Below are 26,018 nucleotides of genomic sequence, written 5' to 3'. Positions count from 1 at the left end.
TAGCGAGGACTAGAAGACGCCCTCAACGGTTTCATTCTGAGTGAGTAAAGCCGTCGAGGTTCAAAGCGACCGCGTACCTAGGCATCTCGGGTATAGGTTTAACAACAATTGCACTAATGAGCCCTGCAATACCCAGTACCGAGAAAAATAGAGGAAAGCCACCAACAGCGATGAGGGAGGGGGCTATAGTCGGAACTATAGAGTTCGGTAGCGAAGAGGCAATATTCATAATGCCAAAATCCTTTGCCCTGTCGGCTGGGTTCGGCAAGATACGCGCAATTAGGGCAATATCCACTGCCAAGTAAGCACCATAGCCGAGCCCCACGACGGCAAAACCCAAAAACGCTTCCAGCAAACTGGAGGCGAATGCCATTATACCCACCCCAACCGCCATGATTACGGCGGAAGTGAACACAAAAGGTTTTTGTCTGCGCACTTTATCGGACATTGCTCCTCCCAAAATGCTTGACAACGCCAAACAAATCGTTTGAATCAACATCATTGCCGTCATCAGACCCGTAACATGACTCGTCGCGATGTGAAACTTCTGAATAAGGTAGAGAGAAATAAACGACTGAGAAGCAAACGCTACAGATGCAAAGAACCTTGTTAGAACCCCCCATGTAAAACTCGGGAATTGACGGGGATTTGGGTATATTCTTGACCACGAAACGGCGTGCCCATGGGTTGCAGACCTTCTCGTTCCCTTACTGTCACGAATGAGCGCGCAACTAGTCACAATAGTCAGAGTTGAGATGATAGCTATAAAAGCAAATTTCGTCATGATCGAAGCGCCATTAACAATGTTCATCAATGCCATTCCCAACAGAATGGCGGCAGGATTGAATACACCGATAATTCCTGAAGCCGTCCCCCTTTTGGACTCTTCAACCTGGTCTGGAATCAAAGCGCTTACTGAGGAACTCACAAACGCGAAGAATATTACGGACAAGGCGTAGAAGGCAACTACCGTTTCGACTCGCCCAGCCGACCCAATCCCAACCAAACAGGCAGACCCGAACAGGCCACCGATGAGCATCCATGTTCTTCTTTTTCCAAACGCCAACGTGGTGCGATCACTCATGAATCCACCAACATAATTCGCAATGAGTTGCAATATTCCACCAATCGCTGTCGAGACACTGAAATCAGCCGTAACATGCTGAGGGTCAATTGCAAGGAACTTTAGGGTTAACAGTAATGCGAGCGGTATCACGGTGCCGAGGGTCATGCCAAATTGACCCAGAACCATCCCAAAGACAAGACGGCCGTATGGTGTAATCGATTTCTTCACGATTTCTTGATTTTGCTGGTCGAGTGTAGCACTCATCTTTGTTCACCACCCAGAAATGTTTTCATAATGCAGTTCTTTTTACATTAAATTCCTACGGAAAAACTCTAGGCACAACTGCCCTATGGATACAGCTTTCACGAGCGTTTTTTGGTCTTCATGTCCAGATTCATACTTCCAAAGATAAACACAGTCCTGAACCTTGGCCAAAAAGTCGTTGTCATTGAGGAATGCGTGTTTGGCCCCTTTGATGAAGCAGGCTACAACAGAATTGTCAGTCTCCTTAAGAGCGCGGTACAACAATTTGCTTTGTGATACGGGCACGAGTTCATCGTCAAGCCCATGTAGAATTAGGAATGGAGGCATGCCTCGCCTCACATAGGTTACAGGATTGGCCAATGATACTATATCCGGTATCTCCAGCAGGGGTGCACCCAACAGCTCTTCTTCACGCGAAGGTTGGCCTGCTTCACCGGACATGACAACGCGTCTCGTTTCTTCATTACCCGCTTCCTGTGCCGCGGCCTCATTGGGATAATACATTTGCATAAAATCGATGGGGCCATATCCCTCGACCACCGCCTGCACCTCAGCCGGTATTTCAGAATATACGTCTTCTTCCCACCTTATCTGCGACGACATAGCGGCAAGCGCTGCCAAATGCCCCCCCGCAGATGAACCCCACAACCCGATGCGGGTTACATCGACGCCATACGCAGAGCCATGGCGCCTAAGCCAACGGATCGCCGCTTGAACGTCTTGAATCTGCGCTGGAAATTTTGCTTCGTGACTGAGCCTGTAATCAATACTGACCACATTGCAAACCCATGCTGGGCAAAAAACAACTTTAGATCCGGGGCCAACTTCCGGTCGCCAATTCTCCATCCGCCACCGTGTATCCAAATAATAGATGGAAATTTAAACATTGTTCTTTGCGGCAGGTATAAATCTAGTCTTAGTTCGCGATTCAACCGTTCGAGGTAAACGACATCCTGAATGACGGCAACATCAAATAACCGCTGGACACCCAAATCCCTACGCCCCCATGATTGTTGTTTTATCCCATAATCTCATCTCGTGTGCCAGCCGCCGACCCGACGATATGAATATCTAACTGTTCTGCGTACTGAAAGAGACGGTCCGCATGGAATGGGCTGGGCACAGGAGGATAGACATACTCCTTATAGGGATCGCCAACTGTGCGAAAGAAGTTGACGAAATCTCCAGGCGTAATGACGGAGAAAAACCTCGCATCATGCGTATCTAGTCGGTAGGCGTGCACGCCTTTAGTGGGAACATGCACAAGATCACCAGGAACTAGATTGTATTCCACTCCATCTCCCCACACGGACACGCGGCCACGCAGGCAGTAGAATGTCTCGGTAATGTGCTCGTGGTAATGATCGATTACCTTTAAGCCCTTTGGGCCTTCAGCAGTCGCACAAAGCATCGCATTGTCGGCAGCTTCGCGGTGAAGAAGCAGTGTGTGCAATTGATCTCCCAGTAATCTCCGTTCCCCCTCGCGTGCTTCAAGCACGTAAGGAATGACCCGATCAGGTAGTTTGCCATAATAGCCATAACCCTTTTGATTGGCAGGCTTATAGGACCCAAGCACTTCTACATACGGTGCTCCCGCCTTTGCCACATCTTCGGGTGTTGGACTTTCTCCACACGGCGCCGGGTGAATCGGGGCCGAGTACGCTGTACCCAATGCCCTGAAAAGCGACGACTTGTGCCCGCCTACCGTAACGAGGAGAAACTGGGTACAATGACTTTTCATTTCGTAGCCTTGAACGACTCCTGCCGGGATGCTAGCGAAGTCCCCTTGTGTCAGCATGAAATGTTCGTCATTCAACTGTAGCTCTAAAGAACCTTCAAGAACATAAATAGCGCTATGAGAAACTGCTCGGTGCAAAGGAAATGTGTTTCCTTTACCTCCAGATATCCTTACAAGGTCGAAGCGCCCCTCTGTTGTTTCCTTATCAGCCAAAATGGTGACCAATTGCCCTCCCACGCGGTATGATTCTCCTTCACCGCTACGTAAACAGTAACAGGCGCGCCCCAAACGCCCTCCTAATGCTTGAGCCATTCCCATCCCTCCGTCCTCGGAATAGTAAAGCGCTTTCCCAGATTCAACAACACTCATCTATGTGCATTAGCATAATGCGGCGCAACTGAGTTTGAACAACACAGGTTTCTGATGATAGTCATCGATGCTCCTGATTACTGTTCGCGGGTCCCTTTCGGTATTTTGCTACCCAGTACTTTCCGACAGGTGTTTACCCACAACGGAAGAGACGGGTTATTGTGATTTTCTTTCCATACCATCACGAGCTGGAGGACATCATTCTCCGCGTCAGCGATCGGAATAAACCGCAAATCTGGAGCTGAATAATGGTGCTCTAGACTCTGTGGTAAGATCGCGATTCCAAGTTCGGCCTCCACCAGCACAAGGACCGTATCGACAAACCTCGGCTGACTTACAATGTTAGGAACAAACCCATGCCTAGAGCACAGTTGAATTGTATAATCAAAAAAACCTGCAGGAGAATCTTGACGATTGTGTATGATAAAAGGTTCGTGCCGTAAATCCGAAATCTGAAGCCTGTCGCGACTAGCAAGCGGATGATTGCGGTGCAGAACGACAGCAAACGGTTCGGTTCGAATGACCTCTTGTACGATACCCTCAACTCGGTGCAACCCAAATGGTGTTGTGATGGCAAGATCTAGTTCACCAGCGTCAATGTACTGCAGTAACATACCGTGATGATAATGATTTAGGGTTAAGTCAATGTCGGGATACTGACGTTTAAACTCTTTAATTAGATCAGGCAAAAAGGCACGGACATGCGGTGCCAGAAAACCGATGCGTAGAGCGCCAACAAGACCCTCATGAACTAGTCGCGCGGTGTGGATAGCTTCCTCCATGCGATGCATGAGAGGGACCACGTCTTGATATAACCGTTGCCCGGCACTCGTGAGCCGAACAAATCGCTTATTCCGGATAAATAATGGGACACCGATTTTTTTCTCCAGTTCGGCAATTTGCTGGCTTACTGCCGACTGAGCAACAAAAAGCTCATTGGCCGCCTCCGTAAAGTTCAAGCGTTCTGCAACCTTGATGAAGTATCTTAGTTGTCGAAGATCAAGATCCAAGTGAATCGCCCCCAGACAAATCATACATGCGGCTGGAGACGCGCGCACGCATCTAAGCAAGCATGAGAAATCTATAAATTTTATTTCTCACATCGGATCTAAATATTTCAAATTAAAATTCGCAAGATGCATTATGGAACTACAACTGTTTCACCTTTCTAGCCTTCAACACCAGAAGGAGGCCTGCCGGCGTGAAGTTACTGACATACAAGCATGGCGAACAACCGTTCCGTTTAGGCATTCTCGTTGGAAACGACCATATCTGCGATCCGCAACAAGCTTATATGAGCATGTTGTTTGCTGGCGGGCAGCTGCGTGCTAGCGAACTTTCCCAAGCCATGTTGCCGTCCGACCCAACTGAATTTTTGGAAACAGGTGATTTTGCTTGGGATGCTGCAAAGCAGGCGATTAAATACGCAGAGGACTGTCCGGGGTCAAGCGGTGTTTACTCCTTATCAGCGGTGGAACTTGGGCCCCCTATCCTTCGACCCAAAAAAATTATTGCGGTTGGGTTGAACTATCGAAACCACATTCTCGAAATGGGACGCGATTTGCCAACACATCCGGTCATCTTTGCTAAATTCTCGAATACGCTTTTGGGACCTTACAGTGCGTTCCCGTGGTGTTCTGACTTGACCAAAAAACTTGACTATGAGGGCGAACTCGCATTCGTCATTAGCCGTCGGGCAAAACGTGTTCCACGCGAAAGGGCTTTCGAGTATGTAGCGGGCTACACGATTGCAAACGACCTGTCTGCGCGTGACTTGCAGAAACGCACCATTCAGTGGTTGCAAGGAAAGAGTCTTGATGGCAGCCTCCCCCTTGGTCCGTATCTGGTCACCCGTGACGAAGTAGCGGATCCACACAACCTTTCCCTACGTGTTACCGTCAACGGCGAAGAACGTCAGCGTGCGACGACGTCAGAACTCGTTTTCGGTGTTGATTACCTGGTATCCTTTTTGTCCCATATCATGACCCTCGACCCCGGGGACATTGTGCTAACTGGAACTCCAGGTGGTGTTGGTGAAGCAAGAAACGTGTTTTTGCAAGACGGTGATGTCGTTCGAGTGGAAATTGAGAAGCTCGGATGGATTGAAACTCGCATCGAGGAGGTAAGAGAGTCGTGAAGGAGGAGCAAGAGTTCAAACTAGACGTCGCTCACATCGCTCACGTCGAATTACTCACGCCTACTCTTCAGGACAGCTTATGTTTCTTTCGAGACATACTCGGCCTACGAGTCGTCGCCCAAGAGGGTAAGTCTATATTTCTGCGCGCCTACTGGGATCAACAGATTTACAGTCTTAAGTTGACGGAATCACCATACGCAGGGTTGGGTCACCTGTCGTTTAGAGCACAGTCTCGACGTGCGCTGGAGCGGATTGTCCACGACATTGAAGACTCAGGTTTGGGAATGGGGTGGATCGACGGGGACTATGGTCACGGTCCGGCCTATCGCTTCCGCACGCCAAATGGTCATCTGTGTGAAGTATTCGACGAGGCGAAGCGTTACTGCGCACCGAAAGAAAATCTTCCCTATCTTAAAAATCAACCGGATGTGTTCCTCGGGCAGGGGTTGAACGTGCAGCAGTTCGACCACTGTAATTTGTTCAGTTCTGACGTCGATTCAGACACCCGCTTTTTGAGGGACGTACTTGGTTTTCGCCTGAGCGAAGTAGCCATCGATCGTGATGGCAAACAGACGACGGCTTGGTTACATGTTACTAACAAGTCATACGATTTGGCCATTTCACGAGACCAAACGGGTCTTCGTGGGAGATTTCACCATCTCGCTTACCGCGTAGACAGTCTTGAGGCCGTGATGCGGGCTGCCGATTTATTTATGGAACGCGGGGTGTATATAGAAGTTCCCCCCAACAAACACGTCGCTGGTCAAACCATATTTGTTTACGTGTATGAGCCTGGCGGAAACCGAATCGAAGTCTGTTCTGGGGGATTCCTCATTTACACTCCCGATTGGGAAACCGTCACCTGGAGCGCAGAAGAGCGGCGCCGGGGTCTGGCCTGGGGAACACAGCTTCCCGCATCATTCCATCGATACGGTACACCCGTTCACGAACAATACCAGACTACAGATTGAGGTGATCTATGTGGCAAGTACGGTTCAGATCTACAACCCGGAGCACGTCATCTCCACTGCACAATCCTTGTTTGCAGTTATTCGCCCGCATGTTTGGGAAATTGATGAAGAACGAAAGCAACTCGATGAGGTAATGCAACCCATCATTTCATCCGGCCTAATCCGACTACTTGTTCCCCGCCGGTGGGGCGGTCACGAAATGTCGTGGTACGAGGCATCTCAAACCGCGATGGAAATTGCCAAAGCATGCCCTTCGACAGGTTGGTGTTACTCCTTGCTTGTGTTACACAACTGGATGGTCGCCTTTTGGCCTGAGCAGGCTCAAGCAGACGTATGGCACGCTACTCCAGATGCATGTGTGGCATCTTCATTTAACCCCGCCCCAGGATCATCATGCGAAATCACACCCGGCGGGTACAGGTTAAATGGTAAGTGGAGTTTCTCATCAGGCATTGACCACTCCGACTGGGTCATCGTGAGTCATCGCGACCCTGCAATTCAGTCAGAATCTGGACGCCATACACTGTACTTCTTAGTTCCTAAATCAGATTGCACTGTCCACGACGTATGGCATGTCGTGGGTATGCGCGGAACAGGTAGTAATGTTGTTGAACTGACCAACGTTTTTGTGCCCCAACATCGTGTTATTGCGCTTGAACCTTGGAACGAAGATGCCCAGGCACCGGGTACACTTGTAAACCCATCCCCGTTGTACAAAATTCAGCTTTCGGCTGTAATGCCGGTAACTCTATTATCGGTAATCATAGGGGCAACGGTTGGTGCGTACGAGCTATGGCGGGACCACATTGCAAACAGCCGGAGTCGAAATGGCGGTATTGTTGCGTCATCGACCAGCCAACAGGTGAGGCTAACTCGTGTAGCTAAAAAGATTGAAGCAGCAAAAGCACTGCTCGAACATTCTTTGCAGATTGTTCACAGGGGTGAAACCCTTGATTACAAAACCCGCGTGTCTCTGCGCTGCAACTACGCTTACTGTGCCGAGCTCTGCACGGAGGCAGTCGAGACAATGTTTATGACAAGCGGAGCTGCGGCAACGGCTGAAAGAAACCTCCTGCAGCTCTTCTGGCGCGACATTCATGCAGGGGCCATGCACATGGCCTTCAATTTTGAATCTGTCGGTACACTATATGCGCAAATGGAACTGGGCCTGCCAGCAGAAGTCCTATATTAAGTAAATCTGGAGGATATCAATATGTCAGGAGGAATTACATTGGTCACGGCGATATCACAACAAGCGTTTCGACAAGTGTTAGGGCGCTTCGCAACTGGCGTCACCGTCATTTCCGTAGGTGGCGATGACGGCTCTGTCCACGCAATGACAGCTAACGCATTCAGCTCGTTATCGTTGGATCCTCCTCTCGTCCTCATTTGTCTTGACAAGCAGGCGAAAACACTAAGACTCATTCGCGAACGTCTAAGGTTTGCGATTAATATTTTGGCGGACGATCAGGAGAATTTGTCGCGACTCTTTGCAAATCAAGCCGTGCAGCAAACACCCAGCTTCTGCTTTTCGTGTAATAACACTTTATCTCCCGTCCTTGACGGAGCACTCGCAAATATTGATTGCAAGCTGTTTGAAGAATACGACGGCGGCGACCACGTTATCATAGTTGGAGAAGTTCTTAGTGCGATGATGAATGAGGACAAAACAAAGCCCCTATGTTTTTTCAAGGGACAGTACTGCCGATTGGCATGACAATAAACAAATGCAGCTGGATCGGACGTTCTCAGGTAGATGTTAAGAACCTTCACGAACTCAGCTGTTTTCGCTTTCATAGTGAGCGTCGAGAATAAAACGACTCTCTCGTGCTGGAACCGCGCCAAAGCGCGGTTATTTCTTTGTATAGTTTACATTCAAATGCGCAGGCTTTTCTATACAGGAATCTCATGAAGAACATCACTATAATTACGTACACCTTCCCTTCTTTCCATCTCACGAGTGGGCCCAGCCCGAGCTGGACCCCTCACGTCAAGATCCGCCACAGCGTTGCACCCGAGACCACCAGCGAGATGATTGCCAAGGCGCCGGCAGACACCGACGCCACTGGGCCGCTCTTGCTCCCCGCCCATCGCATGAACGACAGCGTGTAGATAAAGATGCCGACAGGGATGATCATGGCAAACAGATACTTAAACATGGCGAACCCTCCTGTGTCGACGGCGAGATCGCTTGACCCAGCCGCTGAGAAGGACAGCGACAGGGATGGCGAACACGACGATCCATCCCCACTTCAGCAGGTACGTGCCGTCGAACTCAATGACGTCCATCCAGTTCTGCGGCCACATGCCAAGCGAAAACGACAACAGTACGATGGCTGGGACCGCAGGTCGATACGTGGGCCAACTGAACGCCTTCGACAGGAGATACGCGGAGCCCCACATGGTCACGGCCATGCGAACCGTTGCTGCGGTGACCCAGAGGAAAATGAAGATGCTCTCAAGCCGTTGAAAGAACGGCCCCATGTGAATCATGCGGGCTAATCGGTACAGGGCAAACGACGTCTTGCCCGTTTCAGCGGCCGGAAACACCATGTGATACGACAACACGAGAAACACGAGCAAGAGTGTCGAGACGATGATACTCACCGCACCAATCCGCCGCATTTTTCGCGGGTTGTTCACGTGCGGAAAGATGATGGTCAGAAGAAGCACATTCGCGAAGATCGAACTGTATTGCATGGCGCCTGTGATCACGCGAATCGGCCCCGTGCCCCAAAACGGGAGGAGCAAGTACGGTCTCCACCAGTTCACGGTCATGAGGCACACCCCGACGAGGCCCACGAGCAGGATGGGCAAAAAGATGAAGGCTGTTCGGCAGATGCCCTCGATGCCTGCGTAGGCAATGTAGCCCACGGCGAACATGAAGACCGCACCGACAAGCAGCAGGGGCGTCGAAGGAAGCACCGTGCTCACCACGTTTTCGGTGAACTCGCGCATCACGGCCGCCGTGGAGCAGAGAAAGTACAAGGCAAAGACGAGCGCGATACAGATGGCGCCGAATCGTCCAAACACCTCTTTGGCGATCTCGACGATGTCGAGGTTCTGAAAGTACTTCCTCATGATCCACTCCACGAGGTAAAACAGCGCCAGGGTGAGCGCTCCCGAGAAGACGGGTTCCATCCAAGCGGCCTCGTACGCGCTGAAGCTGATGTAGCGCGGATAGGTCAGAAACGCGTTCGTAGACACAAAGATGATGAGCATGGCCGTCATTTCGGCGGCCGGCACCTTGGCATCCCGTTTGCCCGATTGGCTCATGACTCAGGCCTCCCTCCTTCACCTGCTTCGCGGCGTGTCACCGCCGACCACGGCCGCGTGACCGGGCTCTGGCGCCAGCTGCGCAACGGTTTCAGAAACGCTGGCCGTTTGTTCATGCCCCAGAGCGGGCCGCGCACCAACACGTCTCGAGCCGCGCCGCTGATGGGTGCAATGGGCGACAGGAATGGCACGCCAAACGACTTCAACATGGAGAGGCGCACGATGTACACGACGAACAGGATGGCTATGCCGTAGAACCCAAGCACCGCCCCCGCGATGAGGAACGCAAACCGCAGAATGCGCACGGCCATGCTGAGTTCGTAGTTTGGCACTGTGAACGACGCAAGCGCCGTGGTGGCGACGACAATCACAAGCAGCGGACTGACGATCCCGGCCTGCACCGCGGACTGGCCAATAATCAACGCTCCCACTATGCCAATGGTTGGTCCAATTACTGAAGGTATCCTGATGCCTGCCTCGCGAATGAGCTCGATCGCGAATTCCATCAGCAGGACCTCAACGACCACCGGGAACGGCACTTGCTCCCGGCTGCCCGCGATGGCCAGCATCAGGTCCGTGGGCAGCATCTCCGAGTGATAGTTGGTCACCGCGATGTACAGCCCCGGGAGGAGCAGCGCCGTCATCAGCGCAATCCAACGAATCGCCCGGATGAACGTGCCCGGGATGATGCGCAGATTGGTGTCTTCGGACGTGTGCATGAGCGACCACAAAACGACGGGCACGATGATGGCTACCGGACTATGCCCGACGAAGATCGCGATGTACCCTTCCGCCAACATGGCGGCCACGCGATCCGGCCTCTCGGTCACGAGGACCTGCGGAATCATCATGCTGGGCCGGTCTTCGATAAACTGTTCTAACATCCCTGCGTCGAGGATGTAGTCCACGTCGATGTCGGAGATGCGCCGGCGCACCTCTTTCACGAGTTTCGGGTTCGTCAACCCGTGAATGTACATGATGGCCACGTCCGTCTTCGCCAGATTGCCCACCGCGTGGATTTCCGTGACAAGGTGTTCGGAACGCAGGCGCATCCGCACGAGCCCCGTATTCGTGCGGAAGTTTTCGGTGAAGGCGTCCTGAGCGCCGCGCACCACATTCTCCATCTTCGGTGTGGCCACGCTGCGGTGTTCCCAGCCCTTGGACTCCACCACCAGCGCCGCGTCGCACCGGTCCAAAAACACCACGGTCGATCCGGCCAGGACGTTGAACACGACCTCCGACCACTTCTCGATCACCTGGGTCTGGTGACCCGGCACCAAGTGATCGACGACATAGGACAGCGCGCGCTTCGGGTCGTCGGCCAGGTGGGACCAGATCATCAAGGGCTCGAGGATGGCCCAATTGATCACGTTTTTGTCGACCAGGCCATCGACATACACGACCATGCCGCGCCAAGGCGAGCGGCCCTCGACGCCGACGGAGAACTCGCGGATGACGATGTCCTTGTTTTGGGGCAGATGAAAGAAGCGAAACAGCCGATGCTTCATCTCGTCGAGATCGACTTCAATTTTTTCCTGCTGGCCGGCGTGCGCCTTCTGCACAGCTTCGTCGTATTCCTGCGCGGCGCGCCGCAGAAAAGAACGCATGGACACAGGTTTTTTCGCAGTGTCCATCTTGTTTTCGGCCGTCGTGAAGTTGACGGACTCGTCCACGGGTTCGTCGCCGTACCGATCCGCGTCTGGCTCATTCTCGTCGCTTGTCAGAGAGAAGTCGTCGTTCAAGACGTTGTCATCGACGGTCAACAGCCGTTTGATGGCGCCTGCAATTCCCACGTCCATGGAGTGCCCTCCTATTCGGACCAGGTTCCTCGGTCCTTTAGGTTGCTCCTGGCGAAGGAAGTTATCCAGCGGGGCAGGCGTCAGGAGGTTTGTCGCGAGAGGGCCTGGGGAGAAATGGCGAGATCGAGCGAGAGCTTCTGAGTCGTCGGAGAATAGCCTACCACGCGGACGGCAAACGGCTTGGCGGGCCGCTCGGTGAAGTTGAGCGCGATGTTTTGAGCGGAGCCATCGACTTGGATCCAGTTGGGCAAGGGCGCTCGCTCGAGGACGGAGAAGACGACGGTGCGTGGGATGGGGATGAAGGAAAGCTGCGCGCTATCCACGTGGAGCACGAGGTTCCCGCCTTGAATCACGGGTGTGACGACGAATTGCATGGGCACGGCGTGATCGAGGACCTTGACGGCGAAGTCGCACACCCAGGTGTCGCCGAACTGAACGCTGCCGGAGGCCAGGACACGACTCACCTCGGGATCGTGCGCGATGGCGTACGCAAGGTAGGCATTGATGGCGTCGGCTCCGATGTCCACCTGGACGACGGGGGCGCTCGTGACGGGCGGCGCGGCGGGCGCGGGCGCGCGGGAGGCCGTGGGCAGACTGTTCCACACAATGAGGCCTGCTACGACCGCGAGCAGATCGAGCGCCGCGAGCACGATGAACAGCCGCTTCCACATGTCGATCACGCCTCCTTTAGTGTTGCCCTGTCTGTGGCTGCGCGAGACGCTTGGCGTACTGGCACAGATCGGCCACGGGACACGCGTGGCACTTGGGCTTGCGCGCGGTACAGACCCGCCGGCCGTGCAGAATGAGCGCGTGGTGGGCCTTGGTCCAAAGCTCGGGCGGAAGTTTTGCGCACACCTGTTGTTCGGTTTTCAGCGGGTCGTTCGAGTGCGCGAGCCCGATGCGATTCGTCACGCGCTGGACGTGCGTGTCGACGGCGAACGCGGGCACGCCAAAGGCGTTGGACACGACGACGTTGGCGGTCTTGCGACCCACGCCCGGCAGTTCCATCAGCTGATCGCGGCCGCGAGGCACCTCGCCTCCGTACGCGTCGACGAGAATGCGCGCCGTCTCCACGATATGCTTCGACTTCGAGCGAAATAAGCCGACCTCGCGGATGTCTTCGGCGACTTCCTCGGGCGTTGCGTTGGCAAAGGCCTCAGGTCCGCGATACTTCGCAAACAGCTTGGGTGTGACCATATTGACGCGCTCATCCGTGCACTGAGCCGACAACATGGTGGCGACAAGCAGCTCAAACGGGGTCGTGAAGTGCAGCTGGCAGCGGGCATCTGGGTATGCCTCGAGCAGCCGTTCCACGACGCGGATGGAATCCTCGCGGTCTAACGCGGCCATGCGCCCTCGGTCCTCCTTTCCACCGGGTCCACCACCTCATAGCGAGGTAGCCGTGCGCGCTCGACGCGGCCGGGATCGCCGAGGTGTTTCATGAGCAGGTCCCGCACCAGGGGCCGCTGGTACGTGATGTCTCGTGCGCGGCGAAACGGAGGGAAGAGCGGAGACAGCCACAGGTATTCGCACGTGACGACGCGGTAGTCTCGCTCCGGTTGGATGGGCTCTCCGCCGAGCAGCACGCGTCGGACCCGCCGTGCACCCGTGCGCCGCTCGATTTCGGCGATCCCGCCCGAAAGCGCGAGCACGCCAATGCGGCCACCCCGAAATCCGAAGCCAATGCCCTGGCGGTCGTAGATCTCCGGTTTCAGCGCGAGATCGATGGCCTCGAGGATGTCCGCCCCGCGCATGGTCACCACAATGGGCCGCGTGGGCGTTGGGCAAGCGCCGAGCACGTGCTCCGCGGTGATGCGCCCAGGCAGGAGGCTGGCGTTGAGGGCGCCCGCCATCATGAGGGCGAGCTGGCCATCGAATGCGTCAAACAGGATATCGGTCAGCAGGTTGGCGAACGTGCACTCGTCTTCGTAGCCAAGCTGCAGGCGCTCCGCCAGAGACGCCACGGGGCGCTTCAACTCGCGCTCCACGTCGGCGCGCTGCCGAGCGTACGTCTCCATCATGCGAGCGTCGAGGGCGTCCCAGGGTTCAACGGGCACGCGCTCCGATCGCGCCAGAACCCGCCCCTGGGAGCGCTCGAGCACCGTGTGGCCGAAGGAAAAGCCGTGCTTCCCTGGCTGGAAGACCGCCGTTTGCCCGATGTACTCGGCCTCGTACATGGTCTCATGCGTATGCCCGCCGAGGATGCAGGTGATCTGCGGAAGCTCCTGGGCGAGCATCCGGTCAAAGCGAAGCCCCATGTGCGACAGACAGACGATGGCATCCACGCGCTGGGCCACAAGATCCCGCACGGCCCGCCGGGCGGATTCCAGCGGATCCAAGGCCGTGACGCCGAGCATGCGGTAGGGCAGGTCGTAGTTCGGCGTGAGGCCAAACACCCCGATGCGCATGCCGCCGGTCCGATACACGTGCGTGTCCGTAAAGAACGGAAACGGGCGGCCATCCGAGCGGCGCAGGTTGGTGCCAAATGCGACGGCGCCTGAGCGGCGGACGAGCTCTTCCCACCTCTCCACCGGGATGGTGAGCCCCTCGTTGTTGCCGAAGACCCAGCCATCCACGCCGAGCGTGCGCATCAAATCCGCGTTCAAAAGCCCGGTGGTGGCCTCGGTCTCGGGCCTCACGCGGTCCAGCACATCGCCGAGATCGAACGTGAGCCAAGCCTCGCCCTTCCGCTCGATCTCGGCTCTCAGCGCGCGAAGCTTGGCGCCGATGCGCATGTGATTCTCGAGACGGCTGTGCAAATCGTTCATGTGAAGCAAGTGAATGCGCACGTCGACACCCCGCTACTTCTGCGCCATCGGCCTGGCCAGCTCGTAGAGAGAACACGCGGTGGTGAATGTTTGTTCCACAAACCGCACAAACTCGTCGCCCGACATCTGGACCGCTTCGCCTCGGGAGGCCGTGCGCCCCAAAAGCATCTCCGCCTTCTTCACGGCGGCCAGTCGCTCCGCGATCCGCCGCAGGCCGTCTTCCCCAAGCTCTCGGACAGAAGTGAAGTCGGGCGACGTGTGATCTTCGATCACGACAAAATCCCCCGGCAGCTTGGCATACACCTCGCCGCTCGCCTCCGCCACGCGCGCGCCGAACTGGCCTTTCTCCACGCCTTCGTCGATGTAGCCGAAGACGGCGAACACGTGCGACGCAAACAGGCCGATTTGGAAGTGTGGATGTTTCTTGTATCCGCGCGGATCCGAACTGAACGCGACCCATGTGCTCTCAGGCGGATTGACCGTCCGCCTCGCGTGTTTGGCGACATGCGTGTGGATGGGCATGCCAAGTTGCGCCGAGAGCCATGGCTCGAAGTGTTCGGCCAGCTGGATGAACTTCGGCTGAATGCGCGCTCGAATCAGCTCCATGCGCGCCGCAAGCCCCGGCGCTTCCATGGCCGCGAAATCGTCAACGGTCCATCCTGCAAACACCGCCCGCACCTTCCTTACGCGTATGCTCCCTTTACAGTAGACGACGCATGTCGGCCTGGCAAGCCGATTCCCGCTCGAGCTTTCGCCGGATGCGCTCGATCCGCCGCACAATTTCCGCGTGTTCGCGCGATCCGGCCTGCATGCGAGCCCGTGCAGCCTCCGCGGCCGCAAGCGCCCGGACGAGATCGCGCCGGTGATGCTCAAGGTACTTGGCCGTTTCCACACACGGCTCGGGACGGTCGGGGTACGCCTCGGCCAACTCCTGCCATAGATCATAAGCTTCCTCCCACCGGCCGCGCCGTTTCAAGAACAGGCTGAACAACCAGCGGGCGCGCCAATCGGCGTCCTCCTGCACGACGGCCTGGCGAAACTGGGCGTCGGCCGACTCCCACTCCCGCCACGCGTCAAACCAGGTGGCGAGGCCGACGTGCGGCGCGGCGTGCGGCCAGGAGCGCTTTTCGGCGAGTGCATCGGCCAGTTCAAGGGTGAGCCGGGCGAGCGTGCACACGTCTCGGAGGTTGTGGGCAAACACGTCTTCGAGCGTCGACAGCGGCGCACCTTCCACGTAGGCGAAATAGCGCATGGGCGCCTCCCTGCCCGGCAAGTCCCCCTCGCGCGCGACGCCGAGCATCGCCTCGATGTCCGCGAGTTTCACGCGCCCCATGACCTGTTTCCAAAGCCGCCGCGCAGGGTGGAGCAGATCGAGATGCGCGGGCTCCGCCGGAACGACGCCGTAAAGCACACACCGGCTGACGAAGAGCGGCCAGTCGTACGATTTGCCGTTGTACGTGACGAGAACGGGCGCGCCGCTCGCGAACCGCTCGGCGAGCAGCCGGACTGCCGCGCCCTCGCTCGGATAATCGGGGACAAAGTACTGGGCCACTCGAAATTCGTCTTCCGCAAAATACCCAAGGGCATGCAGGAAGGGCACCGTGCCGCCGCCGTGACCGAGCCCCGTGGCCTCGACGTCGTAAAACAGGAGGCGCTCCACGTCCAAATCGACGTGCGCGAGCCGGCTCAGGCGGCCGAGATCGCAGGCGAAACAGTCGGCGAACGGGCGCCCCCCGTAGTGCGTGCAGAGATCGAACGCGGTCTCGCGCACGTGGACGATCCCGTCTTGCGTCTGGATGGGCTGAAATCCGGCCTCGGCCAGTTCCGCCTCGCGCGCGGGCGGCTGCGGGTCTTGGCGCTTGGCGGGCTCGGGGGTCACCGCGGCCATCGCGCCGTCTGCGGCGGGTTGCTCGGGATGGGATCGCTTGGCGCCCGCCGTGCGCTCGAGGTCCTTCAGTTTCTCCAGCAGGCTTCGCCCCATCGTCAGGCCCTCCCTGCCCCCGCGGCACACAAAGACGAGAGAAGCTCCGCGACCCACGGCTTGAGGTTCTCCCCTTCCACGGCCGGCCCCACGCAACTCGGACAGCCGACCTCGCAAGGACACCCCTGCACCATGTCGAATGCGGTCGCAAAGATCTGATCACGATCGCGGTACACGCGCTCGGCGATGCCCACGCCGCCGGGGTACGCGTCGTACACATACACGGACGGCCTGGCATACTGGGGATCGCGCACTTCGACAGCGACGTGCACGTCGGACGCGGCGCACATGGCGTGCAGCGCCACGGCATGCTTCAGCACGTGCCCAAGCCCTTTGAGCGCCGCCTCCCACGCGTCGTCCGAAGCCGGAAAGCCGGATCGATCAAACGTGATCCAATAGCCGACCGTGTGCAACTCGGCCTCGGGAAGATAAATCTTGCCCCAGCCCACGTTCTCGTGCGTCTCCAGCTTGATCTTCTTGAACAAGGTCGGCGTGGCGTGCACGGCGACGTCGCCCGTGTAGTGACAGAGGGAGCCCGCCTCCGCCCGATCGTTCTCCTCGAGCACCTGCAGGTGCACGGAAAGCTCGGCATCGGTATAGTAATCGCACGCCACCGGGCGGACGAACGCCTTGCCGTTGTCGAGATCGAGCTTCTCCACCTGGTACATCTGCGACTGGTGCAGATAGATGGCTTCCTCGTGCAACATCGTGAGCGCGCTGAATCGGTCCATCTCCCCGATGACCACGGGCGGATGCTCGGCGTGGTTGACGATCACGACGTTTTCCTGGGCCGCGCTTCGCAGCGATACCGCGTGCGCGGGCATGTCGTCGGCCATGTAATAGTAGCGGCCATCCTGCGCGCGGTGCAGGACGCGCATGTCCACCAGGTAGTCGAGCAGCTCGCCTGTCGTCTCCACGCCAAACCGCTCGCCCGGGTTGAACGGCAACTCATAGGCCGCGCACTTGAGATGATCCATCAAAATGAGGAGATTGTCGGGATAGATGCGAGCCGCCTCGGGCGACGCGTCCAACAAGGCCTCGGGATGGCGGACCATCCACTGGTCGAGCGCTGAACTGGTCGCCACAAAAATGGCGGCGGAGGTGCCTTTGCGCCGCCCGGCGCGGCCCATCTGCTGCCGGGTGGACGCCACAGAACCCGGATACCCGACCGTGATGGCGACCTCCAACGACCCGATGTCGACCCCGAGTTCGAGCGCGTTGGTGCTCACCATGCCCAGAATTTGTCCTTCGCGCAAGCCCCGCTCGATGGCGCGCCGTTCATTGGGAAGGTAGCCGCCGCGGTAGCTGACAATGCGCGGCCGCAAGAGTTCGCGCGCATCGCGGCGCAAATACGACGCAAGGATCTCCACCTGGTTGCGGGTGCGCGCGAAAAGGATGGTCGGAATTTCGTGCTGAAGCAGGCGCGAGCCGAGGCGCCGCGCGGCCGTGATCGCCGATTGACGCAAGCCGAGGGCGGGATTGACCACGGGAGGATTGTACAAAATGACGTGCTTCTCGCCCTCCGGTGCGCCTGACTCCGATACGACAGCCGTCTCGCGCCCGCAAAGCCGCGACGCGAGCTCCCCCGGGTTGGCGATGGTGGCCGAGCAGAACACCATCTGCGGACGCGCGCCGTAGAAGGAGGCGATGCGCAAGAGCCGGCGAATGACGTTCGCCACGTGGCTGCCAAACACGCCTCGATAGATGTGCGCTTCATCGATCACGACGTAGCGCAGATTCCTAAACAAGCGCAGCCACTTCGTGTGATGTGGCAGGATGGCCGCGTGCAGCATGTCGGGATTCGTGACGACGATGTGGCCCGCCTCGCGAATTTTTTGGCGAGCGTGGACGGGCGTGTCCCCGTCGTACGTGAACGTGCGCACCGAAGTTTTGAGATGGCGGACGAGATCGTTCAACTCCGCCACCTGGTCCTGCGCGAGCGCCTTCGTAGGAAAGACGTAGAGCGCCCGCGCACTCTCGTCCCTGAGGATGGCCTGAAGCACGGGCAGGTTGTAGCACAGCGTCTTGCCGCTGGCCGTGGGTGTGGCGATCACGACATCCCGGCCCGCTTGAATCAAGTCCCACGCCTCGCGCTGATGGGCGTACAGGCGCTCAATGCCTCGCGCCGCGAGCGAGGCACAGAGCTCCGGGTGAAGCTCGCTGGGGAAATCGGCGTAGCGCCCGATGCGCGCGGGCACGACGCGCCACGACGTGACCTGGCGCAAAAACTGCGCATCGCGCCGCCACTCGTCCAACAGCTGTTCCAGATTCATCTTCATCATCCGCTTCTATGAGAAAGACTCAAGAGAAGAACGCGCTACATCGCCTTGTCTCTTCAGTCACGAAATCAGATTTCAATCATACCATGTAACAAAGCGGCAGGTAGGATGCGTATGAAACTTCTACGCCATGGCCATAAGTATAGTACTGAGACGAGGGAGGAATCACCTTGGCATCCGTTGAAAAAGGCCCTGTGCGCTCGGATGCGTGGACACCAGAGGACGACGAGCGCCTCGCTCAGCTGGTGCTGCGCCACATCCGCACGGGCAGCACGCAGCTGAAGGCGTTTGAGGAAGCGGCCCAACAGCTTGGAAGGACGGCTGCCGCGTGCGGATATCGCTGGAACGGCGTCATTCGCAAACGATACCAGGACGAGATCGAGGCGGCCAAAGCCGAGCGCAAGACGATGCACGCGAAGGCGCATACGCAGAAGGCCCCATCGGGACCGACCGAATCCATGCAGGAGGTCATTCGCTTCCTGCAGACGTACGACGAACAATACCAGAGGCTGCGCGAGTACGTCTCCGCGATCGAGCGAGAGAAGGCAGAGCTGGAAGCGCGCGTCCGCGCGCTCGAGTCGCAGCTGCGCGAGGGAGGCGCAGAGACGGCCCTGTCGCCGGAACAGCTGGAGGAAGATTCGCGCACGCTGTTTGCCATCATGGAACGAGCGCGCAAACTGCTAGCCGACAACCGGTCCGCCGGCACTTGACCTCGCCGCCCACTCGGCGCGCAGCGCCTCGGCGAATGATGGTCGAAACGGATAGGCGCCGCTTCGCATCGCGCGCTCGACGGCCAGCACGGTGTGCTCGGCGGCGGCGCGCCAGGCCGGCGGATACGTGTCACGTCGACGGAGAAACTCTTCTTCGTCTGCGATCCACAGCCGCCCGGCTTCCAGGCGAACGTCGAGATCGAGATCAATCCACACCACGTCCGCCCCAAGCGCGGGTGGTGTGCAGATGTTGACATAGTAGTCCGTCCGGTCGGGCTTCAGCAGAACGAACACTTGAAACCAAGCCCGAGGCCAGGCCAGGGCCGCCACCGGGTAGGGTGAACTCCAGGCGCCACCAGCGTCCAGGACCGGCGTGCCCGGCGGGACCCACCACCCGCCAAAGCGCCCTGGCTCGACCGAGGACCAGACGCGATGGCGGGAACCGTCTGGCCTGAGACTGATGAGCCTCAAACCTCTTCCCCCCCGGGATCGGGAGCCGATTCGGCCCCGGCCTCTGCCGGAAGAAAATCACTGAACAGCCGCGTCTGGAGCAACCCCTTGACCCCAATCAGGAAAATCGGACCGATGAACAGGCCGATGAATCCCATCACCTTGAACCCGACGTAAAGTCCAAAAAGCGTCGCCAGCGTATCCAAACCGACGTTGTTTGCCAGGATTTTCGGTTCCACGGCGTGACGGATGAGCGAGATCACGACCTGCAGCGCCAAGACCTTGATGGCCACCGCGACATGGCCCGTGATGAGCGCCACAATGGCCCATGGGACCGTGAGAATGGCCGATCCGACCATGGGAACAAGGCCCGATAGGCCGAACAGGATGCCGAGCAGGATGGCATACGGAAACCCGAGGACGAACATGCCGATCATGCCGAGGAACATGGACAAGCACATCAGAATGAATTGAACGCGGATGGTGCCGAGAAATGCGCGCTCCATGTCCTCAAACACGGCGTTCAGCTTTGGCGCCCACCCCGGCGGCATCATCCGGTAAAACCTAGCGAGCATGCGCTCGCGCCGCTGCAGGATGAAGAACGCCGTGATGACGGAAATGACGGCGATGAAGATGGTATCGGGAAGGTGCGTGACGATGCCAATGAGATCCGTGATGATCTTGTGTACGCTGCCCTCGAGCCCGTGCGCAAACTGCGTGATGGCCGACTGCACCGCGTTGGACGCCTGAGGAGGAAGCTGTCCGTAGAGCGACTCTCCGTTTTCAATTTCGCCCTCAATCTGCGCCAACTGGACGCGGAAGAACATTTGGCTGTGCGCCACAAAGGAGGTGGCCTCGCGCAGCGCGCCGATGATAATGCCCGCAGACAGCGCGACGATGCATAGGACACTCACGCCGAGCACCAACAGCACGGACGTGAGGCGGGACAAGCCGCGCCGCTCCAGCCATCGGACGAGCGGAATCAGAAGGATGGCATACACCCAGCCAATGACGAACGGCAGGATGTACCGCATCAGATTCGCAAGCGCCAGCACGAACGCGGCAATGAACGCCAGCATGAGAACAATTTCCAGGACGCGCCACAGATAGCGGCGCATTTGGGCATCTCGTGCCATACGAGGCAAGGGCAGCTCTCCTTCAGTGTTGACTCTCAGCGGTCAGCGGCTTGACGTACCGCCGGCGCAGCATGAACCCAAATCCTGCGATGACCAGGGCAACCACGTAGCAAAGCGCGGACAGCCACGCATGATGGCCCTGCGCCATAAGAACGGCTCCGGCTGCTAGACCGCCCATGGTCAAGAGCGCAATGAGAAAAAACACAATCCGAATTTGCACGGACATGCGTGTTTTGATGCCTCCCATCTCATGACAAAAGAGGGTCTGCGACTTCGCCTTCATCATACCACACTCGCCTGTCACGCTCGACTCGCAGACACGAGCAAAACGAGTAAACACGACGATTCGCCGTGAATCCTCACGGCGAATCGCTTCAAGCTGACGATGGATGGACGAAACCTCACCGTCGTTCAGGTTTCAGCTGGAGGTCGTCCAATGCCATAGTTGCCTATCACTCAAGCCAAACAAAGCTCATCCCAAGGTTCCAATTAGGAAGCCGGCTCCTGTACGCTCATGCCATGAAGAAACGTGGTCCATACGTGGTCACGTTCCTCCGCACAAATGACGTCGTGCGCGCCGGAACGCGCGTACAGCGGGGCTCGGGCAGCATGGCGCGTCAACACCACGACACGCGGGACACTCGCATCCCGGAGCGCCTGCACCACCAGAGCCGTTCGAATGGGGTCTCCAAGCTCGCAAACGCAGGCGGCTTCAAACCTCTGCCCGCGCACCGCCTCCGTCACGCTCGCCTTGTGCGCAGGCACCTCGAGCAGGCGGTCCGGATGCCACGCGCGCGCTTTGTGCTGAATATCCTCGAAGCACACAAGCAGCCGGACGTCGAATCCAGCGGCCACCGCGCGGTCGACAAACCAACGGTCCGAATCGGAGCAGGCGACCATCAAAAGCTTGTGTCCCACGTGAACCAACCTTTCATTTGCCCGCAGAATGTCCTTGCGTCCCTTCTTCATGTGGAATCACCACACCATCCTGCTGACCATATCCATCTATCTCATCCTTCGTTCGCCAAGCATCCGTTCTGATAGCGCTTACATCTACAGTATATCACAGCGGGCTCGGCAAAGGAACCTCACATCGACGTGGACCGATGGTTTCCCTTTTTCTCCGCCAAGGTCCGCAAGATGGCTTCGCCATAGGCGTACACCGCATCCCGGGCCTCGGCAGGCCTCCCCGTTTGCACGGCATTGTAAATCGCCCGACAGGCCTTGACGCCGAGGTCCGATTTTGGGCTCAACAGGCGAAGACTCGACCGGAGCGCCTCTTGCAACACGCGCAGCGCGTTCTCAAGCAGGCGATTCCCCGCCACTTCGGCGAGCACGCTGAAGAACTTGAGCTCGCTCGCGATGCGGTGCTCGCTGCGGCGCGGCGAAGCTTCGATCTCAAACAGCGCGTGGGACAGGGCAGAGTAGTCGGACGCCATGCGGTTGGCCGCAGCCCGGTACGCGATTTGCGCCAGCACGGCCGTCTGAAGCTCGACGAGATCGCTCACATTGTCGTAGCTCAGGAGAATGGCCGCGTCGAGCGGCTGCATCCACATCTCGACGGAAGCCGTTCGGACGTACGTGCCCATGCCGTGGCGAAACTCGACGAGCCCTTGGCCGCGCAGCGCGCCGAGCGCCTCCCGCACCGTGGCGCGGCTCACGCCGAATCGATCCGCGAGCTCCCGCAGCGTCGGCAGGCGATCGCCAGGCCGGAAGACGCCCTCTTCGATCTGCCTGCGGATCTCCTCGGCGATTTCCATGTACAGCTTGCCCGAACGCTCTTGCATCAGCGACTCCCCCTGCGGGCCGCGCAGGGCCCGGCCATCGCGTCACTTGACCACCAAATTGACAATTCGCCCGGGCACAAACACTTCTTTGACCACCTGCTTGCCATCGATCCACTCGGCGATCTCCGGCAGCGCCTTCGCCTTCGCGATGGCATCCTCGGCGCGCATGTCCGCGGGTATCGTCAGCCGCCCGCGCACTCTGCCGTTCACTTGCACGGCGATCTCGACCTCATCATCGCGCAGCCACGCCTCGTCATACGTGGGCCACGACTGCTCGAACACCGAGCTCTCGTGCCCCAGCATCTCCCACAACTCTTCGCCAAGGTGTGGGGTGAACGGCGCCAGCGCAATCGCCAGCGTCTCCAGCGTGGCGCGATCGAGCCCGTCCTTGGCCTCCTGCTGCAGGCTGTTCACGTACTCCATGAACGCGCTCACCGCGGTGTTGAGGCGGAAGCTCTCCATGCGCTCCGTCAGAGCGGCCACGAACCGATGCCGAAGCCGCGTCAGCGCAGGGCGCTCCGGGACCATCTGCTGGACGTGCTGCGCATACAGGCGGTACACGCGGGCCAGGAAGCGGGCGACGCCCTCAAGCCCGTTGGTGCTCCACTCGGCCTCTTCCTCCGGCGGGCCGACGAACATCTCGTACATGCGCAGCGCGTCGACGCCGTACCGGGCAATGATGTCGTCTGGGTTGACCACATTGCCTTTCGACTTCGACATCTTGGCACCGTTCAGGGTGATCATGCCCTGAGTAAACAGGCGCTGGAACGGCTCGTCGAAGTCGATCAGGCCGAGATCGTAGATGAACTTCACGTAGAAGCGCGCGTACAGCAGGTGCAGCACCGCGTGCTCCACGCCGCCGATGTACATGTCGACGGGGAGCCAGTAATTGACCGCCTCGCGCGAAAAGGGAGCCTGGTCGTTGTGCGGATCGGCGTACCGAAGGAAATACCAGCACGATCCGGCCCACTGCGGCATGGTATCCGTCTCTCGCTTGGCCGGTCCGCCGCACCGCGGACACGTGGCATGCACAAATGACTCAATGGCCGCAAGCGGGGACTCGCCTGTCCCCGTCGGCTCGTACCGTTCGACGTCCGGCAAGAGCACCGGCAGCTGGTCCTCCGGGACGGGCACGGTGCCGCAGGCCTGACAATACACAATCGGAATCGGCTCGCCCCAGTAGCGCTGGCGGGCGAACACCCAGTCGCGCAGCCGGTAGGACACCGCCGGCTCGGCCTGGCCTTTTTCCGCCATCAGCTCAATCGCGCGCTTCTTGGCCTCATCGACCGAGAGGCCGTTGAGCGGGCCGGAGTTGACCAGCACGCCGTCTCCGGTGTAGGGAAGCTCTGTGGCGCCCTCGCGCGGCCGCACGACTTCGATCACGTCCAGGCCGAACTGCTCCGCAAACTCAAAGTCGCGATCGTCGTGCGCGGGCACGGCCATAATCGCGCCCGTGCCATAGTCCATCAGGACGTAGTCGGCGATCCACACCGGCAGCCGCTTGTCGAGCAGCGGATGGTGCACGTACGCGCCGGTGAACACCCCGGTCTTCGTCTTGTCGGCGACCTGGCGCTCGACGTTCGATTTGCGCAGCGCCTGCTCGACGTATGCCTCGACCTCTGCCCTGCGCTCCGGCGCCGTGATGCGGGCCACCAGCGGGTGCTCCGGCGCGAGCACCATGTAGGTGGCGCCGTAGATGGTATCGGGCCGGGTCGAGAACACCTCGATCTCGCCGTCGTGATCGGCCAAGCGGAAGCGGATTCGCGCGCCCTCGCTGCGGCCGATCCAGGCCCGCTGCATGCGCTTGACGTGCTCCGGCCAGTCGAGCTTGTCCAGGTCGTTCAACAACCGATCCGCGTATTCGGTGATTTTGATCATCCATTGCTCCATCTCGCGGCGCGTGACGGGCGCCCCACAGCGCTCGCAGCAACCGTCGACCACCTCTTCGTTAGCGAGGCCGGTTTTGCAGCTCGGGCACCAATTGATGGGCATCTTCTTCTTGTAGGCAAGCCCGCGCTCGAACATCTTCACAAAGAAGTACTGGGTCCACTTGTAAAACGACGGATCGGTGGTGTTGACCTCGCGATCCCAGTCGTACATCGCGCCGATTTCTTCAAGTTGCCGCTTGAAGTTTGCAATATTTTGCTCGGTGGCCACCCTCGGATGGATGCCGTTTTGAATGGCGTAGTTTTCGGCGGGCAAGCCAAACGCGTCCCAACCCATGGGGTGCAGAATTTCATAGCCGTGCAGCTTCTTGTACCGGCTCCACACGTCTGAAATGGTGTACCCGCGCCAGTGACCGACGTGGAGGCCGCTGCCGGACGGGTAGGGAAACATGTCGAGGCAGTAATACTTCGGCTTCCCGCTCCTTCCGTCCGCCTTGTGCGCGTTTTGTTGCCGCCACCTTGCTTTCCATTTCTGCTCGATTTGTTGTGGGCGATATTCCATCGGTTGTCCTCCTGTGCCATTCGGTCGCGGCCTCGCCGCCATCCGCTCATACAGACTCTCGTCCTGTATTATAGGACGTGCGCGATTCGGAATGCCACTTCCTCCTTCCCGCACCACTTTGACTAAAAATAAAGGGGCGCTTTCGCGCCCCACGCGGGATCCACACGCTTATCTCCTGTCGCTCCCGCCGCTCATGATGCCCATGAGTCGGAGAATGAACAGGAACAGGTTGATGAAGTCGAGATACAGCGAAAGAACCATCCACGGCACGTGTTGTTCCGCGACGCCGTACTGCGCGAGGCGATTCACGTCAAACAGCACATAGCCGATGAAAATCGCCACGCCGAGGTACGCGTAGATGAGGCTCGCTGCCGAGGAAAAGCCCGTAAACATGGCGACAAGGCCCATCAAAAGCAGCGCCAACGTGCCGATCATCAAGAAACCGCCGAGGAACGAGAAATCCATCGACGTGCGCGAAGCCACGATGGAAGCGACGAGAAACGCCCCCGCCGTCACGGCAAGCGCCTTGAGCACGAGCGTCATGCCAAACACCGACGCGTACGACAGGATGGCGTAAGACAACGTCATGCCCGAAATGAACGTGAACGCGAACACAAACGGATAGCCGATGGCCCGCGTCGCCTGGCGAAACATCGCGTAGACGATCATGCCGATCTCGACGAGCCACAAAATGGCCGTCAACCCGTACGGCAGACGGGTCCCGACGACGACGCCGGCTCCAGCCGTCACGAGCGACGCGCACAGGCCGAGAAAAACCCGCGACAGAATTTTGTTTTGCGTGATCGTATACGTCTGCTGCATCGTACCACCTCCGGTGA

26 protein-coding genes are annotated in these 26,018 nt (G+C 58.3%); 5 read left to right on the top strand and 21 right to left on the bottom strand.

Annotated features, from left to right (window positions below; genetic code table 11):
• Positions 1-31: 31 nt before the first annotated feature.
• The 5 genes from BW934_RS11475 to BW934_RS11460 all read right to left on the bottom strand — a co-directional run bounded on the left by BW934_RS11475 (position 32) and on the right by BW934_RS11460 (position 4,447).
• Complete coding sequence (locus tag BW934_RS11475) at positions 32-1,330, bottom strand: MFS transporter (protein WP_076348217.1); 1,299 nt, start codon at positions 1,328-1,330, stop codon at positions 32-34.
• Between the two features lie 42 nt (positions 1,331-1,372).
• Positions 1,373-2,107, bottom strand: a complete 735-nt coding sequence (locus BW934_RS11470) for an alpha/beta hydrolase (protein ID WP_076348215.1) — start codon at positions 2,105-2,107, stop codon at positions 1,373-1,375.
• A complete protein-coding gene (locus BW934_RS15490; RefSeq protein ID WP_407639962.1) occupies positions 1,990-2,262 on the bottom strand; it encodes a hypothetical protein in 273 nt (90 codons plus the stop codon). The genes BW934_RS11470 and BW934_RS15490 overlap by 118 nt, the downstream gene beginning before the upstream one ends.
• Positions 2,263-2,348: 86 nt before the next feature.
• Positions 2,349-3,380 (bottom strand): quercetin 2,3-dioxygenase, encoded by a 1,032-nt coding sequence (locus BW934_RS11465; protein WP_159437315.1) that lies wholly within the window; start codon positions 3,378-3,380, stop codon positions 2,349-2,351.
• 134 nt (positions 3,381-3,514) lie between these two features.
• A complete protein-coding gene (locus BW934_RS11460) occupies positions 3,515-4,447 on the bottom strand; it encodes a LysR family transcriptional regulator (protein WP_076348211.1) in 933 nt (310 codons plus the stop codon).
• Between the two features lie 191 nt (positions 4,448-4,638).
• Between BW934_RS11460 and BW934_RS11455 the strand changes: the two genes are divergently transcribed.
• Genes BW934_RS11455 through BW934_RS11440 form a run of 4 tightly spaced genes read left to right on the top strand, consistent with a single transcriptional unit; the run spans position 4,639 to position 8,262 of the window.
• Positions 4,639-5,574, top strand: coding sequence for a fumarylacetoacetate hydrolase family protein (locus BW934_RS11455; RefSeq protein ID WP_076348209.1), 936 nt, complete (start codon positions 4,639-4,641; stop codon positions 5,572-5,574).
• A complete protein-coding gene (locus BW934_RS11450) occupies positions 5,571-6,545 on the top strand; it encodes a VOC family protein (protein WP_076348207.1) in 975 nt (324 codons plus the stop codon). The genes BW934_RS11455 and BW934_RS11450 overlap by 4 nt, the downstream gene beginning before the upstream one ends.
• A 10-nt stretch (positions 6,546-6,555) precedes the next feature.
• Positions 6,556-7,737, top strand: coding sequence for an acyl-CoA dehydrogenase family protein (locus BW934_RS11445; protein ID WP_076348205.1), 1,182 nt, complete (start codon positions 6,556-6,558; stop codon positions 7,735-7,737).
• A 39-nt stretch (positions 7,738-7,776) separates the two neighbouring features.
• Positions 7,777-8,262 (top strand): flavin reductase family protein, encoded by a 486-nt coding sequence (locus BW934_RS11440; protein ID WP_234969753.1) that lies wholly within the window; start codon positions 7,777-7,779, stop codon positions 8,260-8,262.
• Between the two features lie 268 nt (positions 8,263-8,530).
• On the opposite strand, the gene BW934_RS15100 is transcribed toward BW934_RS11440, so the two are convergent.
• From BW934_RS15100 to BW934_RS11400, 9 genes are all read right to left on the bottom strand, one after another.
• On the bottom strand, positions 8,531-8,704 hold the full coding sequence (locus BW934_RS15100) for a hypothetical protein (RefSeq protein WP_200805752.1): 174 nt from the start codon (positions 8,702-8,704) through the stop codon (positions 8,531-8,533).
• Positions 8,697-9,821 (bottom strand): GerAB/ArcD/ProY family transporter, encoded by a 1,125-nt coding sequence (locus BW934_RS11435; protein WP_076348201.1) that lies wholly within the window; start codon positions 9,819-9,821, stop codon positions 8,697-8,699. Before BW934_RS11435 ends, BW934_RS15100 begins: the two co-directional genes overlap by 8 nt.
• Positions 9,818-11,620 carry a spore germination protein gene (locus BW934_RS11430; protein WP_076348199.1) on the bottom strand — a complete coding sequence of 601 codons (1,803 nt, stop codon included), beginning with the start codon at positions 11,618-11,620 and terminating at the stop codon, positions 9,818-9,820. The genes BW934_RS11435 and BW934_RS11430 overlap by 4 nt, the downstream gene beginning before the upstream one ends.
• Positions 11,621-11,700: 80 nt before the next feature.
• Positions 11,701-12,291 carry a DUF2140 family protein gene (locus tag BW934_RS11425; protein ID WP_076348197.1) on the bottom strand — a complete coding sequence of 197 codons (591 nt, stop codon included), beginning with the start codon at positions 12,289-12,291 and terminating at the stop codon, positions 11,701-11,703.
• A 16-nt stretch (positions 12,292-12,307) separates the two neighbouring features.
• Positions 12,308-12,970 (bottom strand): endonuclease III, encoded by a 663-nt coding sequence (nth, locus tag BW934_RS11420; RefSeq protein ID WP_076348195.1) that lies wholly within the window; start codon positions 12,968-12,970, stop codon positions 12,308-12,310.
• Positions 12,958-14,409 (bottom strand): bifunctional metallophosphatase/5'-nucleotidase, encoded by a 1,452-nt coding sequence (locus BW934_RS11415; protein ID WP_076348193.1) that lies wholly within the window; start codon positions 14,407-14,409, stop codon positions 12,958-12,960. The genes nth and BW934_RS11415 overlap by 13 nt, the downstream gene beginning before the upstream one ends.
• 12 nt (positions 14,410-14,421) lie before the next feature.
• Positions 14,422-15,057 carry a YktB family protein gene (locus tag BW934_RS11410; RefSeq protein WP_076348191.1) on the bottom strand — a complete coding sequence of 212 codons (636 nt, stop codon included), beginning with the start codon at positions 15,055-15,057 and terminating at the stop codon, positions 14,422-14,424.
• A gap of 31 nt (positions 15,058-15,088) precedes the next feature.
• Entirely contained in the window at positions 15,089-16,369 is a 1,281-nt protein-coding gene (locus tag BW934_RS11405; RefSeq protein WP_076348189.1) for a ribonuclease H-like domain-containing protein, read from the bottom strand.
• Between the two features lie 2 nt (positions 16,370-16,371).
• A complete protein-coding gene (locus tag BW934_RS11400) occupies positions 16,372-18,642 on the bottom strand; it encodes a DEAD/DEAH box helicase (protein WP_076348389.1) in 2,271 nt (756 codons plus the stop codon).
• 176 nt (positions 18,643-18,818) lie between these two features.
• Here BW934_RS11400 and BW934_RS11395 point away from each other — a divergent pair, with 176 nt between their 5' ends.
• On the top strand, positions 18,819-19,358 hold the full coding sequence (locus BW934_RS11395; RefSeq protein WP_076348187.1) for an RsfA family transcriptional regulator: 540 nt from the start codon (positions 18,819-18,821) through the stop codon (positions 19,356-19,358).
• On the opposite strand, the gene BW934_RS11390 is transcribed toward BW934_RS11395, so the two are convergent.
• The 7 genes from BW934_RS11390 to BW934_RS11360 form a co-directional block, all read right to left on the bottom strand.
• Entirely contained in the window at positions 19,329-19,829 is a 501-nt protein-coding gene (locus BW934_RS11390) for a ribonuclease FAU-1 family protein (protein WP_076348185.1), read from the bottom strand. The genes BW934_RS11395 and BW934_RS11390 overlap by 30 nt on opposite strands.
• Entirely contained in the window at positions 19,826-20,944 is a 1,119-nt protein-coding gene (gene ytvI / locus BW934_RS11385) for a sporulation integral membrane protein YtvI (protein WP_234969766.1), read from the bottom strand. The genes BW934_RS11390 and ytvI overlap by 4 nt, the downstream gene beginning before the upstream one ends.
• Before the next feature lie 22 nt (positions 20,945-20,966).
• Positions 20,967-21,170 carry a hypothetical protein gene (locus BW934_RS11380; RefSeq protein ID WP_076348387.1) on the bottom strand — a complete coding sequence of 68 codons (204 nt, stop codon included), beginning with the start codon at positions 21,168-21,170 and terminating at the stop codon, positions 20,967-20,969.
• 263 nt (positions 21,171-21,433) lie between these two features.
• The gene (locus BW934_RS11375; protein ID WP_234969752.1) at positions 21,434-21,913 is read right to left on the bottom strand and encodes a hypothetical protein; all 480 of its coding nucleotides are present in this window, start codon (positions 21,911-21,913) and stop codon (positions 21,434-21,436) included.
• Positions 21,914-22,032: 119 nt separating this feature from the next.
• Positions 22,033-22,731, bottom strand: coding sequence for a FadR/GntR family transcriptional regulator (locus tag BW934_RS11370; protein WP_234969750.1), 699 nt, complete (start codon positions 22,729-22,731; stop codon positions 22,033-22,035).
• A gap of 42 nt (positions 22,732-22,773) precedes the next feature.
• Entirely contained in the window at positions 22,774-25,179 is a 2,406-nt protein-coding gene (gene leuS, locus BW934_RS11365) for a leucine--tRNA ligase (protein ID WP_076348181.1), read from the bottom strand.
• Between the two features lie 168 nt (positions 25,180-25,347).
• Positions 25,348-26,001, bottom strand: coding sequence for a Bax inhibitor-1/YccA family protein (locus tag BW934_RS11360; RefSeq protein ID WP_076348179.1), 654 nt, complete (start codon positions 25,999-26,001; stop codon positions 25,348-25,350).
• Positions 26,002-26,018: the final 17 nt, after the last annotated feature.

Source organism: Alicyclobacillus vulcanalis (assembly GCF_900156755.1).
GTDB lineage: Bacteria > Bacillota > Bacilli > Alicyclobacillales > Alicyclobacillaceae > Alicyclobacillus > Alicyclobacillus vulcanalis.
The sequence above is the reverse complement of the archived record's forward strand: the minus strand, read 5'-3'. Positions and strand labels throughout refer to the sequence as shown.